At 41.3% G+C, this 18,792-nt stretch carries 20 protein-coding genes and 1 CRISPR repeat array; of the genes, 5 read left to right on the top strand and 15 right to left on the bottom strand.

Translation table 11 applies throughout. The features are described 5' to 3' along the window. Positions 1–32: 32 nt before the first annotated feature. Positions 33–1,200: direct repeats of the CRISPR family, unit length 28 nt; unit sequence TTTCTAAGCTGCCTATTCGGCAGTGAAC. Positions 1,201–1,406: 206 nt separating this feature from the next. The 6 genes from L1077_RS17955 to L1077_RS17930 all read right to left on the bottom strand — a co-directional run bounded on the left by L1077_RS17955 (position 1,407) and on the right by L1077_RS17930 (position 7,198). Continuing rightward, on the bottom strand, positions 1,407–1,685 hold the full coding sequence (locus L1077_RS17955) for a hypothetical protein (protein ID WP_237138334.1): 279 nt from the start codon (positions 1,683–1,685) through the stop codon (positions 1,407–1,409). A 218-nt stretch (positions 1,686–1,903) separates the two neighbouring features. Then, positions 1,904–3,652 (bottom strand): ABC transporter ATP-binding protein, encoded by a 1,749-nt coding sequence (locus L1077_RS17950; RefSeq protein WP_237138333.1) that lies wholly within the window; start codon positions 3,650–3,652, stop codon positions 1,904–1,906. Beyond that, positions 3,653–5,458 (bottom strand): ABC transporter ATP-binding protein, encoded by a 1,806-nt coding sequence (locus L1077_RS17945; protein WP_237138332.1) that lies wholly within the window; start codon positions 5,456–5,458, stop codon positions 3,653–3,655. It lies immediately after the preceding gene. Between the two features lie 435 nt (positions 5,459–5,893). Next, on the bottom strand, positions 5,894–6,334 hold the full coding sequence (locus tag L1077_RS17940) for a hypothetical protein (RefSeq protein WP_237138331.1): 441 nt from the start codon (positions 6,332–6,334) through the stop codon (positions 5,894–5,896). 28 nt (positions 6,335–6,362) lie between these two features. After that, positions 6,363–6,605, bottom strand: a complete 243-nt coding sequence (locus tag L1077_RS17935; protein WP_046356818.1) for a hypothetical protein — start codon at positions 6,603–6,605, stop codon at positions 6,363–6,365. Between the two features lie 98 nt (positions 6,606–6,703). Beyond that, entirely contained in the window at positions 6,704–7,198 is a 495-nt protein-coding gene (locus tag L1077_RS17930) for a hypothetical protein (protein WP_237138330.1), read from the bottom strand. Between the two features lie 110 nt (positions 7,199–7,308). Here L1077_RS17930 and L1077_RS17925 point away from each other — a divergent pair, with 110 nt between their 5' ends. The 3 genes from L1077_RS17925 (at position 7,309) to L1077_RS17915 (ending at position 9,495) form a co-directional block, all read left to right on the top strand. Then, positions 7,309–7,608 carry a helix-turn-helix transcriptional regulator gene (locus tag L1077_RS17925; RefSeq protein ID WP_237138329.1) on the top strand — a complete coding sequence of 100 codons (300 nt, stop codon included), beginning with the start codon at positions 7,309–7,311 and terminating at the stop codon, positions 7,606–7,608. Between the two features lie 366 nt (positions 7,609–7,974). Beyond that, positions 7,975–8,769 carry a tetratricopeptide repeat protein gene (locus L1077_RS17920; protein WP_237138328.1) on the top strand — a complete coding sequence of 265 codons (795 nt, stop codon included), beginning with the start codon at positions 7,975–7,977 and terminating at the stop codon, positions 8,767–8,769. A 120-nt stretch (positions 8,770–8,889) separates the two neighbouring features. Then, positions 8,890–9,495 (top strand): DUF998 domain-containing protein, encoded by a 606-nt coding sequence (locus tag L1077_RS17915; RefSeq protein ID WP_237138327.1) that lies wholly within the window; start codon positions 8,890–8,892, stop codon positions 9,493–9,495. 39 nt (positions 9,496–9,534) lie between these two features. Here the strand turns inward: L1077_RS17915 and L1077_RS17910 are convergent, their stop codons facing one another. The 6 genes from L1077_RS17910 to L1077_RS17890 form a co-directional block, all read right to left on the bottom strand. Beyond that, on the bottom strand, positions 9,535–10,026 hold the full coding sequence (locus tag L1077_RS17910) for a hypothetical protein (RefSeq protein WP_237138326.1): 492 nt from the start codon (positions 10,024–10,026) through the stop codon (positions 9,535–9,537). An 18-nt stretch (positions 10,027–10,044) separates the two neighbouring features. Beyond that, positions 10,045–10,353, bottom strand: a complete 309-nt coding sequence (locus tag L1077_RS27510) for a GrpB family protein (protein ID WP_275424237.1) — start codon at positions 10,351–10,353, stop codon at positions 10,045–10,047. 16 nt (positions 10,354–10,369) lie between these two features. Next, complete coding sequence (locus L1077_RS27505) at positions 10,370–10,606, bottom strand: GrpB family protein (RefSeq protein WP_275424236.1); 237 nt, start codon at positions 10,604–10,606, stop codon at positions 10,370–10,372. Between the two features lie 59 nt (positions 10,607–10,665). Further along, on the bottom strand, positions 10,666–11,682 hold the full coding sequence (locus tag L1077_RS17900; protein WP_237138325.1) for a tetratricopeptide repeat protein: 1,017 nt from the start codon (positions 11,680–11,682) through the stop codon (positions 10,666–10,668). An 88-nt stretch (positions 11,683–11,770) separates the two neighbouring features. Then, complete coding sequence (locus L1077_RS17895; protein ID WP_237138324.1) at positions 11,771–12,625, bottom strand: cupin domain-containing protein; 855 nt, start codon at positions 12,623–12,625, stop codon at positions 11,771–11,773. 104 nt (positions 12,626–12,729) lie between these two features. Then, the gene (locus L1077_RS17890; RefSeq protein WP_237138323.1) at positions 12,730–13,602 is read right to left on the bottom strand and encodes a GNAT family N-acetyltransferase; all 873 of its coding nucleotides are present in this window, start codon (positions 13,600–13,602) and stop codon (positions 12,730–12,732) included. Positions 13,603–13,782: 180 nt separating this feature from the next. Here L1077_RS17890 and L1077_RS17885 point away from each other — a divergent pair, with 180 nt between their 5' ends. Further along, positions 13,783–14,829: a YjgN family protein gene (locus L1077_RS17885; RefSeq protein ID WP_237138322.1), complete on the top strand. Its 1,047-nt coding sequence runs from the start codon at positions 13,783–13,785 to the stop codon at positions 14,827–14,829. A 2-nt stretch (positions 14,830–14,831) separates the two neighbouring features. Then, positions 14,832–15,863: a M48 family metallopeptidase gene (locus tag L1077_RS17880; protein WP_237138321.1), complete on the top strand. Its 1,032-nt coding sequence runs from the start codon at positions 14,832–14,834 to the stop codon at positions 15,861–15,863. Between the two features lie 45 nt (positions 15,864–15,908). Here the strand turns inward: L1077_RS17880 and L1077_RS17875 are convergent, their stop codons facing one another. From L1077_RS17875 to L1077_RS17865, 3 genes are all read right to left on the bottom strand, one after another. Continuing rightward, the gene (locus L1077_RS17875; protein WP_237138320.1) at positions 15,909–16,877 is read right to left on the bottom strand and encodes an LNS2 domain-containing protein; all 969 of its coding nucleotides are present in this window, start codon (positions 16,875–16,877) and stop codon (positions 15,909–15,911) included. Positions 16,878–17,093: 216 nt separating this feature from the next. Beyond that, entirely contained in the window at positions 17,094–17,690 is a 597-nt protein-coding gene (locus L1077_RS17870) for a hypothetical protein (protein WP_237138319.1), read from the bottom strand. Between the two features lie 209 nt (positions 17,691–17,899). Next, a complete protein-coding gene (locus L1077_RS17865; protein WP_237138318.1) occupies positions 17,900–18,577 on the bottom strand; it encodes a M15 family metallopeptidase in 678 nt (225 codons plus the stop codon). Positions 18,578–18,792 lie beyond the last annotated feature (215 nt).

Below are 18,792 nucleotides of genomic sequence, written 5' to 3'. Positions count from 1 at the left end.
ATTTCACTTTTTAAACCTCAATTTCCGTAAATTTTCTAAGCTGCCTATTCGGCAGTGAACTCGTTACTGAAAAAGAGGAGTTTTTGCGTTATTTTCTAAGCTGCCTATTCGGCAGTGAACAACAGGAAGCAACTACAACGAAGAATGGACAATTTCTAAGCTGCCTATTCGGCAGTGAACAATTAGAGTACTTTTTGAAGTCTCCTGGTCTTTTTCTAAGCTGCCTATTCGGCAGTGAACAAACTAGATGTTTCAGTGTGGACTGTTAATCATTTCTAAGCTGCCTATTCGGCAGTGAACTACTGTATTTGTCCCACGAAAGGTTCACGAAATTTCTAAGCTGCCTATTCGGCAGTGAACCGGTAAGTGGCCATGAAACAGGCCAGCATCGATTTCTAAGCTGCCTATTCGGCAGTGAACTTTTGAACGCTGGAAATGCGAAACGGTTGAGTTTTCTAAGCTGCCTATTCGGCAGTGAACTAGGTTGCTGGCTACTAGCGTCTGATTCAGACTTTCTAAGCTGCCTATTCGGCAGTGAACATTAGCAGTTATAGCCATAGTTGCCGTCGGCATTTCTAAGCTGCCTATTCGGCAGTGAACGTGGCGTCGTTATTTTTAATCGCCACTGGTGATTTCTAAGCTGCCTATTCGGCAGTGAACCGTAATTTTGCGAATGGTCTCAACGTGCTTTATTTCTAAGCTGCCTATTCGGCAGTGAACTTTGGTCACGCCGATATTACGCCTCTTGATGTTTTCTAAGCTGCCTATTCGGCAGTGAACATCAGGCCAACCGCCACTATCTCGCTCTGACATTTCTAAGCTGCCTATTCGGCAGTGAACGCTTTATTCACTTTAAAGAACTCTTTCTCGGCTTTCTAAGCTGCCTATTCGGCAGTGAACCTTATCCAGAAATACGCCCCCTCAGCATTGGATTTCTAAGCTGCCTATTCGGCAGTGAACGAACAGAGTCGCAGATAAATACGAGTTTTTTGTTTCTAAGCTGCCTATTCGGCAGTGAACCCAACGTACAAGGAAACCGAGCGCGTTTAATGTTTCTAAGCTGCCTATTCGGCAGTGAACAATCCTTTAATATATGCCAATCCCCTTAAACATTTCTAAGCTGCCTATTCGGCAGTGAACTCAGCGCGGGGAAAGTTGGGATTGTGCCTGAGTTTCTAAGCTGCCTATTCGGCAGTGAACTATAGACTTTTAACACAAAAACTCATAAATACATACACCTAGCTAAATAATGTGGAAAATACCTTATTTTTTTAGAACGCTTGTAACTTATTGATTTTAAATACTCTGTTGATGAGCAAAAAATAAAAGGTATTTTTGAGCATTTTTTGGCGCACAAAAAAGGCCATTACTGGCCTTTTATATTCCCCTTTTCTATATAGATGGATTTATCTAGAGCAGTTGTTCATACAACGTCTAATAAAATCATTACAGTTTGTCCAAGGTGGCGCCCACTTCACGCACGCCTCGTAGTGACTTTGACAGCGCGCTTCACACGCATTTGATGGGGTTAGTTGGTCTAAAATGGTTGGCTGAGCTGGGTAAGTAGCTGCTGTCACACCATCAATAGTTAAGGTTTGATTAGCAGCAGTCGATTGCGTATCTGCTGCAATAACCGCTGCACTCATTGCTAAACAGCTCACCGCTGTAAGTAATAGTTTTTTCATGATTTCTCCTTGAGTCGCCTATATCAAATTAAAACCACAAAACGCTATCACCACTACACAAAATTAACAATTGAGTTGTTTTTAACCACACCTTTTATATGGATAAACCACACAATCTTCTACCACAAAGCTTAGCTAGGATTATGTAGTTATATTTCCCAAGTTTTTAAAGAGCGAATTACTTACAGTGTCTGTGCAACAAAATCGTACAACGCCCTTTACGCGGCTTGTGATTGTGCACGCCATAAACGTGTGTAATAGCCGCCAATAGAAAGCAAGCAGCGATGTGTACCAGACTCAACAATTTTTCCCTCATTGATCACCAAAATATTATCTGCATGCACAATACTTGAAAGACGATGCGCTACGGTGATCACAGTACGGTCTTTTAGCAAATTTTTGATTGCGCTGACGACTTCTGTTTGGGTAATTGGGTCAAGCGAAGCAGTAGCTTCATCCAGAAGCACAATGGGCGCGCCTTTAAGTAAAGCCCGAGCTATCGCAATGCGTTGTCGCTGACCGCCAGATAATCTCACCCCGCCTTCGCCAACAGGCGTGTCTAATCCATTGGGGAGTTTATTAATAAACCCTAGACACTGCGCCTGCTCACATGCATGATGAACTTCTTCAAAGGTGGCATCTGGCTTACCTATACGAATGTTGTCTAATATACTGGCGTCAACTAGCTGCATGTCTTGAAACACCATACTGATAAGGTTGTGCACCTCTTCAGATCCAATGTCTCGAAGATCAATGCCGCCAATGGTTATACAACCACTTTGCGGCTCAAAAAATCGCGCACATAGATTGATTAGCGTCGACTTGCCACTGCCCGTTTCCCCAACAATGGCTGTCACGGATCCTTGCGGCACAATAAATGAAATATGTTCTAGGGCTTTTTTATCATCATAGTTAAACGATACACGCTCAAAGTTGATGTCGAACTGCTCTGGTTTTTGCGGTTTGTAGGGCTCCTCTAACGTCGCCTCACAAAGCAATGACTCAACTTTTTGCTCTGACTGCACCGCTAGCTTTAAGCTCATGCTCTGCTCTGCGATTTCATTCAGCAGTGCAAGTAGTTGCAGCAATAACATAGCAAATATAATGGTGCTCAAATTGAGATGACCCTCGCTATTTTCAGGTGTTGTCAGCGCTAACATGACAACAAATAAAACAACCGAAAAACTCAATATGACTTGAAAGCCAATCACCGGTCCTGCCCCCCACATTTCAACTTGCAAGCTATGCTGTTTACTTGTCTCAAGTTGCTTTTGCACGCGGGCTAACCAATGACGTGTTTGGTTATATAACTTTAACGTGCAAAGCGCCTCTATGTAGTCGGTAATAACACTACTGGTATGCTTATTCATTTGTACTTTTGCTTTAGCTGCCCAATTAAACCTTGTCTTTGCAACACGTAACACCCAAAAAGCACAAGGCAAAATCGCACATAACCCCAGGGCATACAAAGGGGAAATGATCAGCATAAATAACAAAATAGTGACGGACGCGGTCGCGGCAGACAATAAGTCTGGCAAAACATGTGAAAAAATACTTTCAACTTGTTTGATGTCTTCACTGAGTAATTCTAAAAACTCACTGCTATGGGTTTTATGAATATGCCCCAAAGGTAACCGCCGAAAGTGATTTATCGCTTTTGTGCGATACGCGTGTACGAGTTGGTAGCTACCTGTAAAGCTGCGTATTTGACCGAGGTAAGCGCACAATAACTGCGCGACAAAAATTGCCACGAGCACAATGAAATAGTCTACTGGTGACGACAAAAAAGCGCCGTCTAGCGTGCCCAAGCTCTGCTGAGTATGAAGCCAATAAAAACAAAACATCATCGGCACAATGCCAATACAACGCTCGAACCCTCTAAATAAAACCCCAGATAAAAAGGTCTTTTTTCCGTCGTTCACGTGACCAAATATACGGCCAATACTGTTTATTACTTGTCTATCCATTTAAATCTCATAACTCAGTATAGGTGCCGGTGTAAAATGAGGCGTAGCGGCACATTCGCCGCCTTGTAATTGCCAGCCTTTTTGATAGTGTTCACAACGAGCAAGCAAGGACTCATGAACTCCCTGCGCGACGATTTCACCATCAACCAAACTAAAGATCTGATCGCTGTTCTCAAGGCCAAAATATTTATGGGTGATCACTAAAAATGTGGTGCTGGGGTAATGCCCTTTTAAGCCTTGATAAAATTTACTATGTGTTAAGTTATCCATGGCAGCGCTCGCCTCGTCCAATATCATCAACGGAGGGGCTGCAAGTAGTGCCCGTGCAATCGCGATACGCATTTTTTCTCCACCCGATAAATTAGCGCCTCGGGCGCTTACAGGTGTTTCAAGCCCTTCTCGTTGCTGCGCAAGCCAAGGCTTAAGTTGAGCTGCCACCACCGCATGCTCAAGCGTCTCTGTACTAATACCACTTCGTCCAAATATAATGTTGTCACGCACAGTGCCTTCGAATAGATAGCTGTCTTGTGTCACCACACTCATAGCCTGCGCGCGCGCACTATCAGACAAACCAAATACATCTTGACCGTAAAGCTGCACACGCCCTGCACTGGGTGCCAATAATCCACATGCTAACATCGCCAGTGTCGACTTGCCGCCACCGGATCCGCCTACAACCACGTTAATGGCATTGGGAAGCAATTTAAAATGCACATTGCTTAGCACCCTATGTTGTTCATAACCAAAGTCCACACAATAAAATTGCAACATGGGGTATTTTGAATTGACTTGCATAGGCGTGGCGTCTCGATGGATTGATTCGATACCAAACAATGGCGTAATACGCTGAATACTTGCCAGTAACTCGTTAATTTCCATAAAAAAGCGACTGACCTTAACCACAGGGCCCAACATGCCAACGGCTAACAAAAAAGCCAGTAACGAATGACTTAGTGTGATTTGCCCGCTACTTTGCAACCAAATAGTACAAGGTAATAAAAAGATAAATGCAGAACCAAGTAGAGCGGTATACAGCGACCAACCAGGCGCAGTTTGCTTAGTCACCTCGTGGACCACTTGCTGGTAATCATTAAGCTTATTATTAAGTATGGCGAAACGTTGGCTGTCTAAGTTATACAACTTCATCAAAGGCGCGTATTTTACATAATCACTTAACGTGGTGTTCAAGGCAGTCTCAACATCATTAAATTGCGTATAATGTTGCGCTGTTTTTCGCATAAATAATGTACTTACCATAAACGCCACAGGCACCACAGCAATCGCGCTCAGCGCTAATCGCCAATCAATTACCCCTAGTGCAAATAAAATACAGATCGGAGTTAAGCACGCATTGAGTAATTCAACACTTTGATGCGCTATAAAGTTTTCTAGCTTTTCAACATCTTGAAGACATTGTTGCTTCAGTGCTGCGCTATTTTGCTTGTTGAGCCACTTTAATGACAAGCTGGCGAGGTTGTTAGCAAGTTTGAGCCTGACTTCGGTCAAGGCTTTAAAGGCCATTTGATGGCTAAAGTAATAAGCACCTGTCAGACAGAAAGTTCTGCCTAAGATCACTGCAACTAACCCAGCACCAAGCCACATCAGTTTTTCAGCAGAGGCAGCCACAGGCACTAATATTTCATTGAGCGACAAAAACAGCAAATACACTGGCAGCAATTGCAAGCCACTGACCAATGCAATTAAGCTCATCGCCATTATCAATATCACTTTGTGTGGTGCACAAATTTGTCTCAACACCACCCAAGGACTTTTAATTTCCTCAGTATCATAAGGCTCATCACGCATATAAACAGCTCCTTGAAATGCGTATTTAAATCAGGGCCAAACGGCTAGCCAGATAATATGTAAGTCACAAAGTAATGCAATCACCTTGCTACAAAACACTGACTTTGTTCAGGTGAGTTTGTTATACATCAAACAAACCTCTTGCTCCTTTAAGCAAAATCAGTGATAAAGACTGAATTCAGATTACAATGATCGCTGCGTTTATCAACGTTAATTTATTCATGTAAAACATATTTATCTGGCAAGATTTATCAACAATGAGACGAATGAACTTAAGCTTTATTCATAATCCAAAGAGTACATGGCCTGCCGTTTTTCCAGCCCATCAAACTCTCTTGGTTTTACTAGCCTCTAAAATCACAATAATGAGCACTTAACTGGCTATAAACCAATACATTTATATTAGGAAAACGTCGGCGGCTTAATTTCGCTTTATTAACTACTACCGTTTCTGCTGGTGCCAAATACATAGCCTAATAATGCAGTCAGTGTTGGAAACAGCACATTGAGCAGAATAAGCTGCAAGGTATCGAACCAAAAAGCACGAAAGTCACTTCTCTGCTGAGTTAGTTGAATTAGAGCATCGGAATTTACCACTTGATTAGTCAGCATCAGGTTCTGGGTCTCTCTCATTGCCGTAAAGAACTGATACTCACCCCACATAAAAATACATAGAATGATGACCAAAAACCCGATTAATACACCAATGATCCCCCAAGTTAAATTAACGCCCGCTCTTTCTTTGCCAGTGAGCGGCTCGGAGACAGGAGCATCTTCAGGTGTATAATCCTGTGCAGACGCAAGATCAATATCTTGCAATGATTCTTGTGATTGGATTGCGTGTGATTGTGTGCAGTCCTGTGCACTTAAAGACATGACTTAACTCATTTAAATATTTCGTATTCTACAGATTTGTTTTGGAGATATTATTTAGCTCAGGTATGACAAGACGATGTATGTCTTTCCCTTGCTTATTTGCGGATAAAATTGTTCTATCATGGACCACCTCGTCTGATGCCCAATCTAATAACGTTAAAGCGACTTTTGTAAGATCACTTGATTTTTTTAGTCCTAAACGGCTTTGTAGTGCCGCTAAATAGTCTGCATCAACCGAGAATCTCACTTCTGTCTTCTTCGTATCCGCCATTAAAACTCCAAAAAATATCCAGCTTTTTTCCAATTCTAGTGGATGTGTGACGTATGCGCAATAAAAAAAGCCTAATATATACCCAAACTGGGAATTATTTAAGCAGGCCCCATGCAAGTAGCTTTTGCCATTGCTTTGATCTGGGGATCCACCCCGTTTAGTAAATCGATTAACTGTGATGCGATGCCAAAATCTGACTGAACTCGGCTTTGCGCTTCATATTCATCTACTCCATTTACCAGTTCAGGCAACGTTAAAAAAAAGCCACTATTACATTTATTACCTATCCCCTTCAACGTCACACAGACCATCACATTACTCGGCTGACTGGCCGTATTTAAAACAACACCCAATAATTGAGGTGGCATAAAAGTATACAAGCTCGCAAGTGACTTAAATTGATATTCTCCCATCTGCGTATAGATAACCCAAATAGGTGCCTGCTTGTTATAGAGAGGCTGATAATTAACTACAGGGCACTTATCGGTGGAGAGCATTTCAACAGGTCCACTCTCAACTTGATTCTTAATTCGCTGCTCTACATTCTCTATAAATTGATTGATCAACGTAATGTCATGTTCAATCCTTGTCATTCGGCCATGCTCCATATATAGTATTTACATATTTTAACATTTTAATAATAATTACTTAAACATAAAAAAATCTTTAGATTAATTATCATTTTTGTATGTAGGGCGAGACATTGAATAAAACTGTTAGGCCGCTCGATGAGCAAAGCTTAAGTGACTTAAAGGTAATGAGGCTCGCAGCAAACAAGACTCAGAAGCAAATGGCCAAAGTACTCGGGACGAGTGAAGCAACAATTATAAACTATGAAAATGGCGTGAGTGATATTAAGTACAAAGATTACTTAAAATGGTCACTCGCATGTAGATTTGATTTAAGTGCAATAGAAGATCAGCTTCAAGCATTACGGGAGCTGGTAATAGAAAACAACCTACACAGGTACCGTAAAGTGAACAAACTCAAACATGAAAAATAACCAGTGAATTAAGTTATTTACTACTCTCCTTTTTCACTCGCTTTATTTGCATATGATTGTGCACGATAAAGTATCCCGAGATAGTAGCTACCCTCTAGCTATTTGCTTTCCACCGCGATCTTAAATTATTGCAGTAGGCACAACTTAAAGTATTAGCATCACTGAAAATGCACATATTTCATACACACATTCAACAGGTGTTTATTTTGTTATTATGAATAATCTCATTTCTTAATAAAAATCGTGCAATTTTTCCTATTTTAGATGACAAACCCTAATGGATCTGAGAGAATCCGCCACCTAAACAGTAAAATAAGTCAGTATTCACTTACTGCAAAACAATCTATAAACATAAGTATATTAAAAATGCGCAACGCCCTACTATCATTCTTTTTGCTGTTTACATTTCTACCTCTAGTCTCAGAGGAAATCAGGGCTAGTAATGCTTACTATAAAGCAACATATCACTATAACATTGGTGATGTATTCACAATTAATGAAAATGGTACTTGGCGCACAGCTAAAATTTTAGATATTGATACCAATGAACAATCTTCTACAATCCATGCTCTGCTATACAGCAATACAAAACAAAAGCCGACGTTAACAAGCTTAGATGAATTATCAATATTGGCTTATCATTCGACTATTGCACATGCGCGGTTAGAGCAGAAGTGGCAATTTATTGGTAATGATACCCCTCTAAAGCACGAGCTGAAGGGCTACATAAACTACCTAAAGCATCATGACTTTAATAAGTACGCAGAAGCCACAAACCAAAAGGTAGATGATCTGATTTTTAGAGCCAATACCCTCTATACAAAAGGCTATGCATTAAATCAAGCGGCTCAGTACAAACAAGCCATTGAGGCATACAAACAAGCGGTAAACATTTATCCACTGTATTTTGAAGCTATCGATAACATTGGTTTTGCTTATATGGATATGGGTGACTTTCAAACTGCGATTAGTTACTTTGAGCAGTCATTAAAGATCCACCCAAAAGGGACGACAGCACAATATTATAAAGGCATGTGCTACATAAATTTGGAAGATTATGACAGCGCTCGCCATGCATTCAAACAAGGCATGGAGAACTTTCCTCAACAAAAGCATGTCTTTGAAGAGATCTACATTCAACTAGAGCAAAATTCATTTTAAATGCCCTTCTCAGCGTTAATAAAAAATAGAACGATTTTCAGCCATTAACGATTGACTCCGCCAACACATTCACGTAGTTTATTTTTAATATAATTACTATGAATAAAAAAGGAGTTCTCTATGGAAGGCAGTGTCGTGCTGCTTAGCGGCTTAATAGCCACAATCTGGATCTCGTTAGGGGTTTATATCGCCGCTCTTTACTACCCAAACTACAATCATAAAACCCAATTTTGTAGCGAACTGGGCGCTGCTGGTAGCCCAACAGAGAAACTATCTCCACTTATCAACAATTATCCCTTAGGCTTTTTATTTTGCTTATTTGGATGGGGTATCACCACACATGCACATGAGTCATTGCTGCTAATTTGCGTTGGTTGGTTAATCATCGTTCACGGTATTGGTACGTGGGTAGCGGGCTTTTTTCCAATGGATAAAGACCCTTATACCACAACACCGAGTTTTAATTGCCAAGTGCATTCCTATGCTGGCTTTATCATGCTTCTGTCTCTGCTTATTGCACCGACGCTGATGATATTCAGTCAATTTGAGCTTTGGTTTCGGATTTTTTCCGGCTTATGCGTCGTTATTGCCTGCTATTACCTTTATAAAATGGCACTTACCTTTAAACAAAAAGCCAACTTGGTCGGTTTATATCAGCGCTTATCTTACTGGGTCAAACTCATTTGGCTGGCTGCGCTATCTATTATGTTATGGGTAGCCAATTAATACATTACCTCTGCACTGCCTGTGCAGAGCTTTGATCAACTAGTTGAAAAACTGCTTGGTCATTGTTCCAATCTTAACTTGTTCGGCTTTATCAAACTCGATCTCACGCACTTTAGACATATTTTTCCACAATAATTTATATCCTCGCGTAAAACGGGTTTTACTCACTCGCCTTTGAAAACGCGCTTTTTCACTCTCCGTCGCATCCCGTAAGTCACCTAAAGTGCCATATAACCTAACGGCAGGTCGAGTGCCAAACTCACCTTTAATTAATGACTTGACCCAATACCACATGCTGCCATTCACCGCTAAAATACACACCCGCTCATGTGTACGAGCCGACTTAGGCAACTGAGAGGTGAATTTTTCAAAATAATAGCCCTTTCCTGGCTCTGTTAGGGTCAATGAGCCGATAGGGGTAATATGTGGACAGCCATCGTCTTTTACTGTCGCAATCGCATAGTGAAATGACGATTTAAATGAACACCTAAATAACTTTTTGATTTCGAGCCAATCTGTTTTTATATCCATATTAACATCCTGATTTTTTTAGTTTTCTCTTGTCCCATTTTTGACGTTTAGCAAATTCGCAGCACAAAAAAGCGTATCCATATAAGGATCTTTGATTTCATAGTATGCGTCTATATCATTCGGAAAACGCTTCGCAAGAGACCTTTTAATTTTTTCATAAGCCATAGCAACGGCATCATTTTTACGTAAGAAATCACGAAACAGTAACGCATATGCTTGGTTGAAGCGACCAACTTCCCTTACGTGTATGTGGGTTTGTCTAGACCCTTTAGGTTCACGAAAGTATAGCTTTTGCATTTCTATATCTTGATCCTTATAACCTATCAAATTGTCATTCGTAATATCACCACGATAGATATCCGCCTTTTTGAAATGCAGCAACCAGTAAGTGAGTGTCAAGGGCCTTTACACTCACTTGGATATCAATGATGTCTTTCGCTGCAAGACCAACGACCGCTGTCGAGCCAATGTGATCAATAGCAACCGCCAAATCACCCAATAAACGCTGTAAGTCTTCTTTAATTTCATGAAATTCATCTACCCACCTTGGTTGGTAGTCTAAGATGGTAATTGGGGTCATTCTTTACGCTCCTTGGGGTGACATACAACTAATAGTATTTTAAAAATCCTATCCTGCCATTACCAGCGACAATCTTGTACCTGCTTAAACCATAGAGCTGTAAACGGTGTTGATTTGCGTGTCGGCAAAGGTGGTAGTGCAATTTTCACAATAGGGGCCAAATGCATACCAACCAATAGTTTAACTTGGTGGCTTTCTAGCTGTGAATAAGCGGTTTGCAAGTTTTGACGTACTTGTTCTGATATATGGCCCCCTTGCTTAATTAAATACGCAGCATGGATCCATGTTAAAAATGCTTTTTTAGATTGATTAGGAAATCCATCCGTCAGCGCTTTTATGGGTGAATAAAGGCGCTGATAATTGAGTATCTCGTCTTTTAGAATAAATAAAAACAGCAGGTTGGTCCCCGCGGTAATATGCCCTGAACGCTTATCAATGCGCTGATAGCCAGTCAGTGCAGCACGAAAATATACATCAGCTTCATCATAGTTAGCTAAATCGAAAGCTATCGCCCCCAAATTGTTATCAATGGTTGCCATCATGGATATATGACGCTGTTTTTCCGCCAACAGAGCCGCCTCTTTGTATAGTGAAATTGCACCTGAGTACTTACCCATATGTCTTGCAACCAATGCTCTGCTATTAATTAACGTAAGCTGCTGTGATACATTTTTTGCGTACTTTAAAGCGCATTGCAAGCTGATATCAGCTTCTTTTAAATGCCCTTTACGGCGCAGCCAAATGCCCAAAGCACTGAGAACACTAGTCAGGTTATCTTCAAAATAAGGATGTGCACTTAACGCAAACAACCCCTGTAATGATTGCTCAAGTTGCATTAGCTGATTGGTCGGCACCGATGCTCTCACACGCAGAACGTGCCAGCGGATCTGAAGTCCTAAGGGTAACGCCTCAACATCAGAGATTGAGGCGAGGATGTGCAGCGACTGAGAGGGCTTAACCGTAAGATAATCTTGCGCTTCTTGAAGCATGTCCATCTGCTGCTCTATAGAAGGGCGTGCGCTAAGTATCGATGAAAACAACAACCCTGCGGCAATACATACTACCTGACCTATCAATTCAAGTTCCTATTTATTAATCATCTATTGAATATAGAGGAACAAAGTAGAGAGGCCAAATAATTCATTTTAGGCTGAGAACACTTGATTAAGAAGCAAACCCAGCAGGCATTTTTGTTTCATGATTATTGATCGCCAACCTATCACATACCGCAGCCATTTCTGGATAACTTTGTTTAAGCGCATCATGGTCAGCCGCTTCAAAGCAGTCCCCAGTAAAGCCCGGCGCCATGGTGCAGCCAAATAATGCATACTGCCCACCAGCTGCCAGTTCGCCTGCTTGCCATACTCCGGCAGGAATTCGACACTGTATTTTCTGACCTTTTGAAAAATCAGTGCCCATTACGATTGTTTGCGATGTTCCGTCTGGATAGAGCAAATAAAGATTAAATGCATCACCTTGATAAAAGTGCCAAACCTCATCATGTGTTAAACGATGAAAGCAAGACACACTTTTTAAGACATTAGAGTACATGCCTATCATCGCTGTACCGACTGGCGTACTATCACCTAATTCATTGTCAGCGCGCCAGGTACTTTTATATAAGGTGCCCTCGACAGGCAAGCGTTCGAAGCGATAATGGGCAAGTACATCGAGGATATTTGGTGTGATCTCTTGATGGGTAAATAATTGATAATCAATAATATCAACTACGGCATCAAGATTAAGTTCACCATAAATATGTGGAAACCCAGTATGTGTATCCATGGGCTCAGAGGGCGCTTCAAAAACAAGATTAGCTTTAACAAGCCGCGGGTCAATCACCGCCACTTTGACCGAGTCTAAGTTTGCATAAAAACGCTGATATACAGACTCGACTTGCGCAGCCGTGCACGCATGGATATATCCCTCAGATTGCAATGAGGGTGGCACATAATCTTCATCAGTTAATGTGATTTCATCATTACAAAAAAGAATAAAAATCGCATTTTGTGTTGTCATAAAGTTCCTTAAATAAGCATCTATATACAGGCTAGATAGGTGTTATAAACGTACCTCGCCTCACTCATAGAAAAACAAGAATAAATATTGGGATATGTTTATCACTAACCAATTTCAAATGAGGTGACACCATATGTTTGTGAAATTGGGAGCTTAGGCTCATCGGCAGTATACATTCTCGCGGTTTCAAAAACCTTAGTCATCCCCAATGACTCTGCTAACTGTACCGCATCCTGGTTCGGCTCTGGAGTATCTAAAAAAGCGATAACAGACTCGTTAGTGCCTGGGTTCACTTTTCCAAGCAAAGCATAAATGAGCGCCTTTGCCGTATCTGTATTATCAGCATAAAGAGGGCCTATTTTATAGCCTTCTTCACACGCTCTGATCACACCATAACCAGTAATAGTACCTTGGTTTACTATGCTCAATGCATCTGCATTAGGTTGTACTCGCCACTGATGGTTAAAGCTATCTCGACATACAGGGAAAAATGGTTTTTCATAAGCTTGGATATCATGATCTGCAACATCACAAACTATTCCATCAAAGGCTTCTGCCTTGTCCGCCAATAGCTCTGCTGTAAATGCACCTTGATATCGAATATTACGATATGCAAGCTCAAACCCTGATTTTCGGTAATTATCTTGCTGTTCTACCACCCCATCTAACCCGATATTGCAACCAGATAAATAAGCCATAGCAGCTTGCCAAATACGATAGCCAAAGCCCTGCCCTCTATATTCTGGCTTAACGATATAAAACCCTATGAACCCAAAACTGTTATCATATTTGATAGCCGAGATCACAGCAATTGGCTCATCATTGAGTAAGCCAATGAGAAAACCTTGCGGATCTGCTATGGCGTAGCTTTTTGCATCACATTTTCCTGGATTCCAGCCCTCTTGTGCAGCCCATGCAATGGCAATGTCTATTTCGTCATATCGCATTGCCCGGATCACAAACTCATCCTTTCCCATTTATCCACCTCAGCTAAATCATTTATTACAGTCAAATATTTCTACAGCTTAATCAAGGAAATGTGAAATTCAACCGCGGCTAATTCTGATTGATAAATATTCGCATAGAAATTGGCGACGCGTTGCCTTTTTTGAAACATTCAGTGTATGATAATTGGGTATTATGAGGAGAATAATTATATGGATATGGCCAACAAGCCGTCACAATCAGACGCAAGCACACCATCATTGGTGCGCTTTACTGGTAATGGAAAAGACTTTTTCGGTATTTGGATTGTTAACTTATTGCTGAGTATTGTGACACTGGGTGTCTATTCAGCCTGGGCAACCGTCAGGACAAAACAGTATTTTTTTAGCAATACCCATATCGATAACAACCGTTTCGAATACCTCGCGACACCAATGCAAATCTTAAAAGGTCGGATTATTGCGTCCATACTATTGGTGATATACCTGTTTTTTACACATTACTTTCCATTAGTTGGCGCGATATTAGCGCTCATGCTCACACTTTTGGCACCTTGGCTTATCAACCAAAGCTTTAGGTTTAATATGCGTATGACGCGCTTTAGAAATGTTCGCTTTAATTTTAAAGGCAGCTATGGCGGTGCGTTTAAGCTATTTTTACTCATGCCCCTGCTCTGCGTGTTTACCATGTATTTGCTGCTGCCATGGACATTGAAAAAAATGGATGAATACTTGCTCACTAATATTCAGTTTGGTGACAAACAATTCTCTGCAAAGCTGTCAACAAGTAAATATCTAAGTGCCTTATTAATTACATTATTAAGCTCTTTTGTGGCAATTCCCATTATTATTGCAGGGCTTTATGTTGCTGGCACCAGCTTTGAAGACTCCAGCCATGTACTGATGACCTTAATACCAGCCTATATCGCTTGCATGTATCTTTTAAAAGCAATTTATCAAGCGATTATTAGAAACCATGTCTTTAATAATGCCGAGATTAAGGATGTCGCACAGTTGCACTCAGATTTATCAGTATCGCGTTTTGCATTCGTTGAGGTGACCAATATCCTCGCTATTGGTATAACCTTAGGCTTGGCATACCCATGGGCGAAAATTCGTAAAACTAAGGTACTTGCAGATGCGACTGCGGTCACCATGATGCCCGCAGCTGACAGCATCATTGATACCTTGGATAACACTGAGTCATCTTTGGGTGATGAGGCATCAAACCTGTTTGATGTAGACGTATCACTGACTTAACTATGCGTGTTTGCGGCCAACTCTACCCATTTTCGAGCAGTGCATCCTACGAAGTAGAGGCCCTGATCGACAATGGGCAAATACATATTTCTTACGATCTAAATCGTGCGGTACGCTGCTCACTTGATAGCCTATCCTTATCGACGCCAATTCCCGGCGTCGCTACACAAGCATCATTTCCTTCCGGTGAGCGCTTTGTCCCCCACAGTTCAGACTTTGTGTGGCCAGCGCATAAAAAGCACAAGGGCATTGCAAAGTTAGAGCGTCATTACGTCATGATCTTCTCTGCACTGCTGCTGACACCTTTATTAATTTATGCTCTACTTTTTAAAGTTGTTCCTAGCACAGCCGTTTGGTTAGTAGATTACGTCCCTGAGTCTGTGGTCGATACCATGGGGCAGCAGTCTATGTATTTAATTGAAGAAAACTTCCTCTCGGAGAGTGAGCTACCACCAGAGACCCAAAGTCAAATCCACCTCATTTGGGATGAAGCCTTAGCCGCCGTTGCACTGTCAAAAGAACGATATCAATTAGATATCTATGCATCAGAGCACTTTGGCGCCAATGCCTTTGCACTACCCCATGGGCAAATAGTGATAACCGATGACTTAATAGAGGCCTTGGCGGATAATCCTAATGCCATTCGAGCTGTATTTTTACATGAAATTGGCCATGTTGAAGGCAAACATAGTATTCGATTAGCTGCACAAGCATTTGCCGGCACCATTGCTATGAGCTTTATATTTGGAGATATGGAAGGCATACTCGAACTTATTATCGGCTCAGGCAACCTCATCATGGGCGCCCAATTTTCCCAAAAAATGGAATGGGAAGCGGATGAATTTGCATTGCAGCGCCTAACCCATATTGGCCATTCCAGTGCTGATTTTGCCGACGCCTTAAAGCGCTTAAAAGCACTCTCGGAAGCGCAGGACAGCACAAGCGAAGAAGACGGAACTTGGCTTGAGTACCTCTCTACCCACCCAAGCTTAGATGAACGCATCAAACACGCGCAAACATATCAAACGAAATAAGGCGGAAGACACTTAGCCGCCCTACTCTATCAAAAAGATCCACTATCACTCACACAGTGCAGCAGGGTAATCGTCCACCTTTGTTTGTATATGTTGAAAGTAATTGTTAACCTCAATTGGTGTTGTACCATAATGACCCGCATCACGGCCAATGGTAAAGCTATTACTCGCGCCTAACCCAGCACGTATAAACGCTTCAGCATCTGTTTTTGCATTACCATAAGCACGAACAATATCTAACCCCTGCGCTTGTAATCGATTTATCTCCGCTATTTTATATTCAGCAGTGCGAAATAAGCTCGTTTCATTACTTAGCGATGTTCTCAAAAAACCTTGCGGTAGCCCCATCCAATTCAGCCAATCTCGTGTCCCTTTTGCATACCAGTAAACCCGTGCAGTGAGGTAAACAGGCTGATAGCCCAGCTCCAAATATCGACGCACCAACGAATATGCGCCCTCTTTTTCATCCGCTCGATCAATCCCCGTATAGTCCCCTATTTGCTCAGCATCCGACTCAGTCAACGTGCCGTCAATATCGAAAAGCACGGCTTGTGTACCAGCTTGAACCACTGTCACATAACCTTCAGCGCCAGAATTATCGGCAGGAACCCCTGCATAAATTCGGTATTGCCCCGCCTGTAAAGCTGGCAAGGAAATGCTGGCTTTGCCATCGCGGTTAGTCACTGCGTCTGCCAAGAAACGCCATTGAGTGTCTTGCTCGGAGCGAATATAAAACTTGACGGTTTCGTACTCTAAATCTTTATGTGCCACGGCCCCATAGTCAAACTTGGCCGTGACGGTGACAGCGTGTCCTTCTGCAGAGATTTCATCGTGTACCATATGAAACGCAGGTAACCAAGTGATCAACTTATTTAATCGGTTTCGATATTCTGTGGTCGGCATGTCAGGTTTGGTAAACTTGGCCTCAAGCCATGCTAAATTTGGACAAGTAGGAAGCGCATTTGCTGCGCAAGAAAAACCAGCAATCAATGCCATATAACCCAATTTTTTCATTTTCGTTTCCATCATATTTTTGTCACACGAAGAGTAAATACTCCATATTACAAAATTATTAACAAAAATTTTTCTTTTTCCAGTTATAGACGCAGAATTTCTTGTAAGGAAATAAACGAAGCATATAAGAGTATGAATAAATTGAAAATTTATTCATTGTTTAGTGGGGAAAAGCAGGCGTAAGAAAAATGTTTCGCAGAAAACAGCGGCTAAAAGTTACTTTTTAGCAATGACATCAACTGGCTGTGCAAACTCATCTGGATATTTAAGATACTGCTTTTTACCTTCATATTGCGCAGCAATCCAACCATATTGAGCATGCGATCGGAACAAGTATTCACCATTGGTAGTCTGCAAACTCCCCTCAACTGAACGCCCATCTAACTTCAGTTTTAGGACAATATGTTGCGTTTTATCCTCTGTAAAATACCCAGATGCAACAAAACCACCCAGCTTAGACTGCTCAATACTGTGTACAGTGATCATGTAACTGCGCGCTTGTTGAGGAACATAAAATGCAATTAAGTCAGACTCTTGCAAATTTTTAATGCGTCTAATGTCAAACTCTACATAGGCTTGGCTGATATATTCATGATTATCAAATAGTGCTTTTCTTGCATTCATTGATGCTTTGTTAATGACAAAATGCTCTTCGTCTTCATGAGATATGTCATGATCTAGATTGAACTTCACATGACCACTTGCAGTACTTAAAGCATGAGGCTTTATTCCATTTGCACATACATTGCTCAGACTTCCCCAAAGAAGACACGCAATAAACAGTGCGACTGCACAGGCTATTCCCTTATACATATCACTATATTAACAATTATAAGCTATTTAGGTACATTAAATGGTGCAAGTGAGTTAATCAAGCAATAAAAGCCTTTTATCAATCACAAAATTTTCACATTGATAAAAAGTCATACGCTTGACATATTAATTTCAATAACTTGCAAGCATTTATTTCTTTACACTCATTTACAATGAATACTTATTTGGCGTTTAAAGGCTGAAAAAAATTACCGTACAGGTTGCGTAAAATAATGCGTTTCATGGGGTTCATCAATTAATGTAAAGTGCCACCACTCTTCTGTAAGCCCTTTGAATCCAGCCGTTTGCATTACCTTCGACAACAACATACGATTAGCTCTTTGCTCAGCGCTGATACCTTGATAACTGGGCCAAGATACTTTTGAGAAAAAGTCCCAACCAGAGCCCATATCTAACTCTCGACCAGTTTTTAAGTCAACGACAGTCAAATCGATGGTACTACCACGAGAGTGCCCTGAACGCACTGCAATATAGCCACGCTCGAAAAGCTTATTTTTTGGCACTTCAGGATAATAGCGTGCCTTGTTTTTAGTATCATCCAGATCCTTTGCCCAGCGAACAAAATGATCAACGGCCATCTGTGGTCGATAGCAATCATATACTTTCAAACCTAGGCCAAACGCATTTAGATCGCGCTGTGCTTTGGCAACCCCAGCTGCGGCGTCTGTGCTTAGCAAACATTTTGGGGCTAAGTAACCATCGATTTTTTCACCGACAAAGTTGTCTTTCGTGAAATAACGGATCTCTGTATGGATATTTGGCACTTTAGTGGTGATGTCAACAAACTCTGCCGCGGATAGCTCTGTGGCGGAGAGTTTTGTAGCAGACAAAGCGAGCAAAATCAGCCCATAAACTGATGTTTTCATTTGGAACCTCTAAGTACCTTTACTAAAAACAAGTAACACAGTGTGGATTGAAATTATGGAAGAAGTATGGACTAAAGACTTGTAATTTCAACAGTTCAGTAAATTACGTTTCAGTGAACACAGTGACATGATGAAACATCCCAAGCTTAAAGTAGGTGCTTACTTACACTTTTTTACTTATTCATACACTCTATAACGGCATTCCAAACGTAATG

The sequence above is a fragment of the Pseudoalteromonas luteoviolacea genome, assembly GCF_021654285.1.
Taxonomy (GTDB): domain Bacteria; phylum Pseudomonadota; class Gammaproteobacteria; order Enterobacterales; family Alteromonadaceae; genus Pseudoalteromonas; species Pseudoalteromonas luteoviolacea_J.
This window is presented reverse-complemented; position numbering and strand designations above follow the sequence as displayed.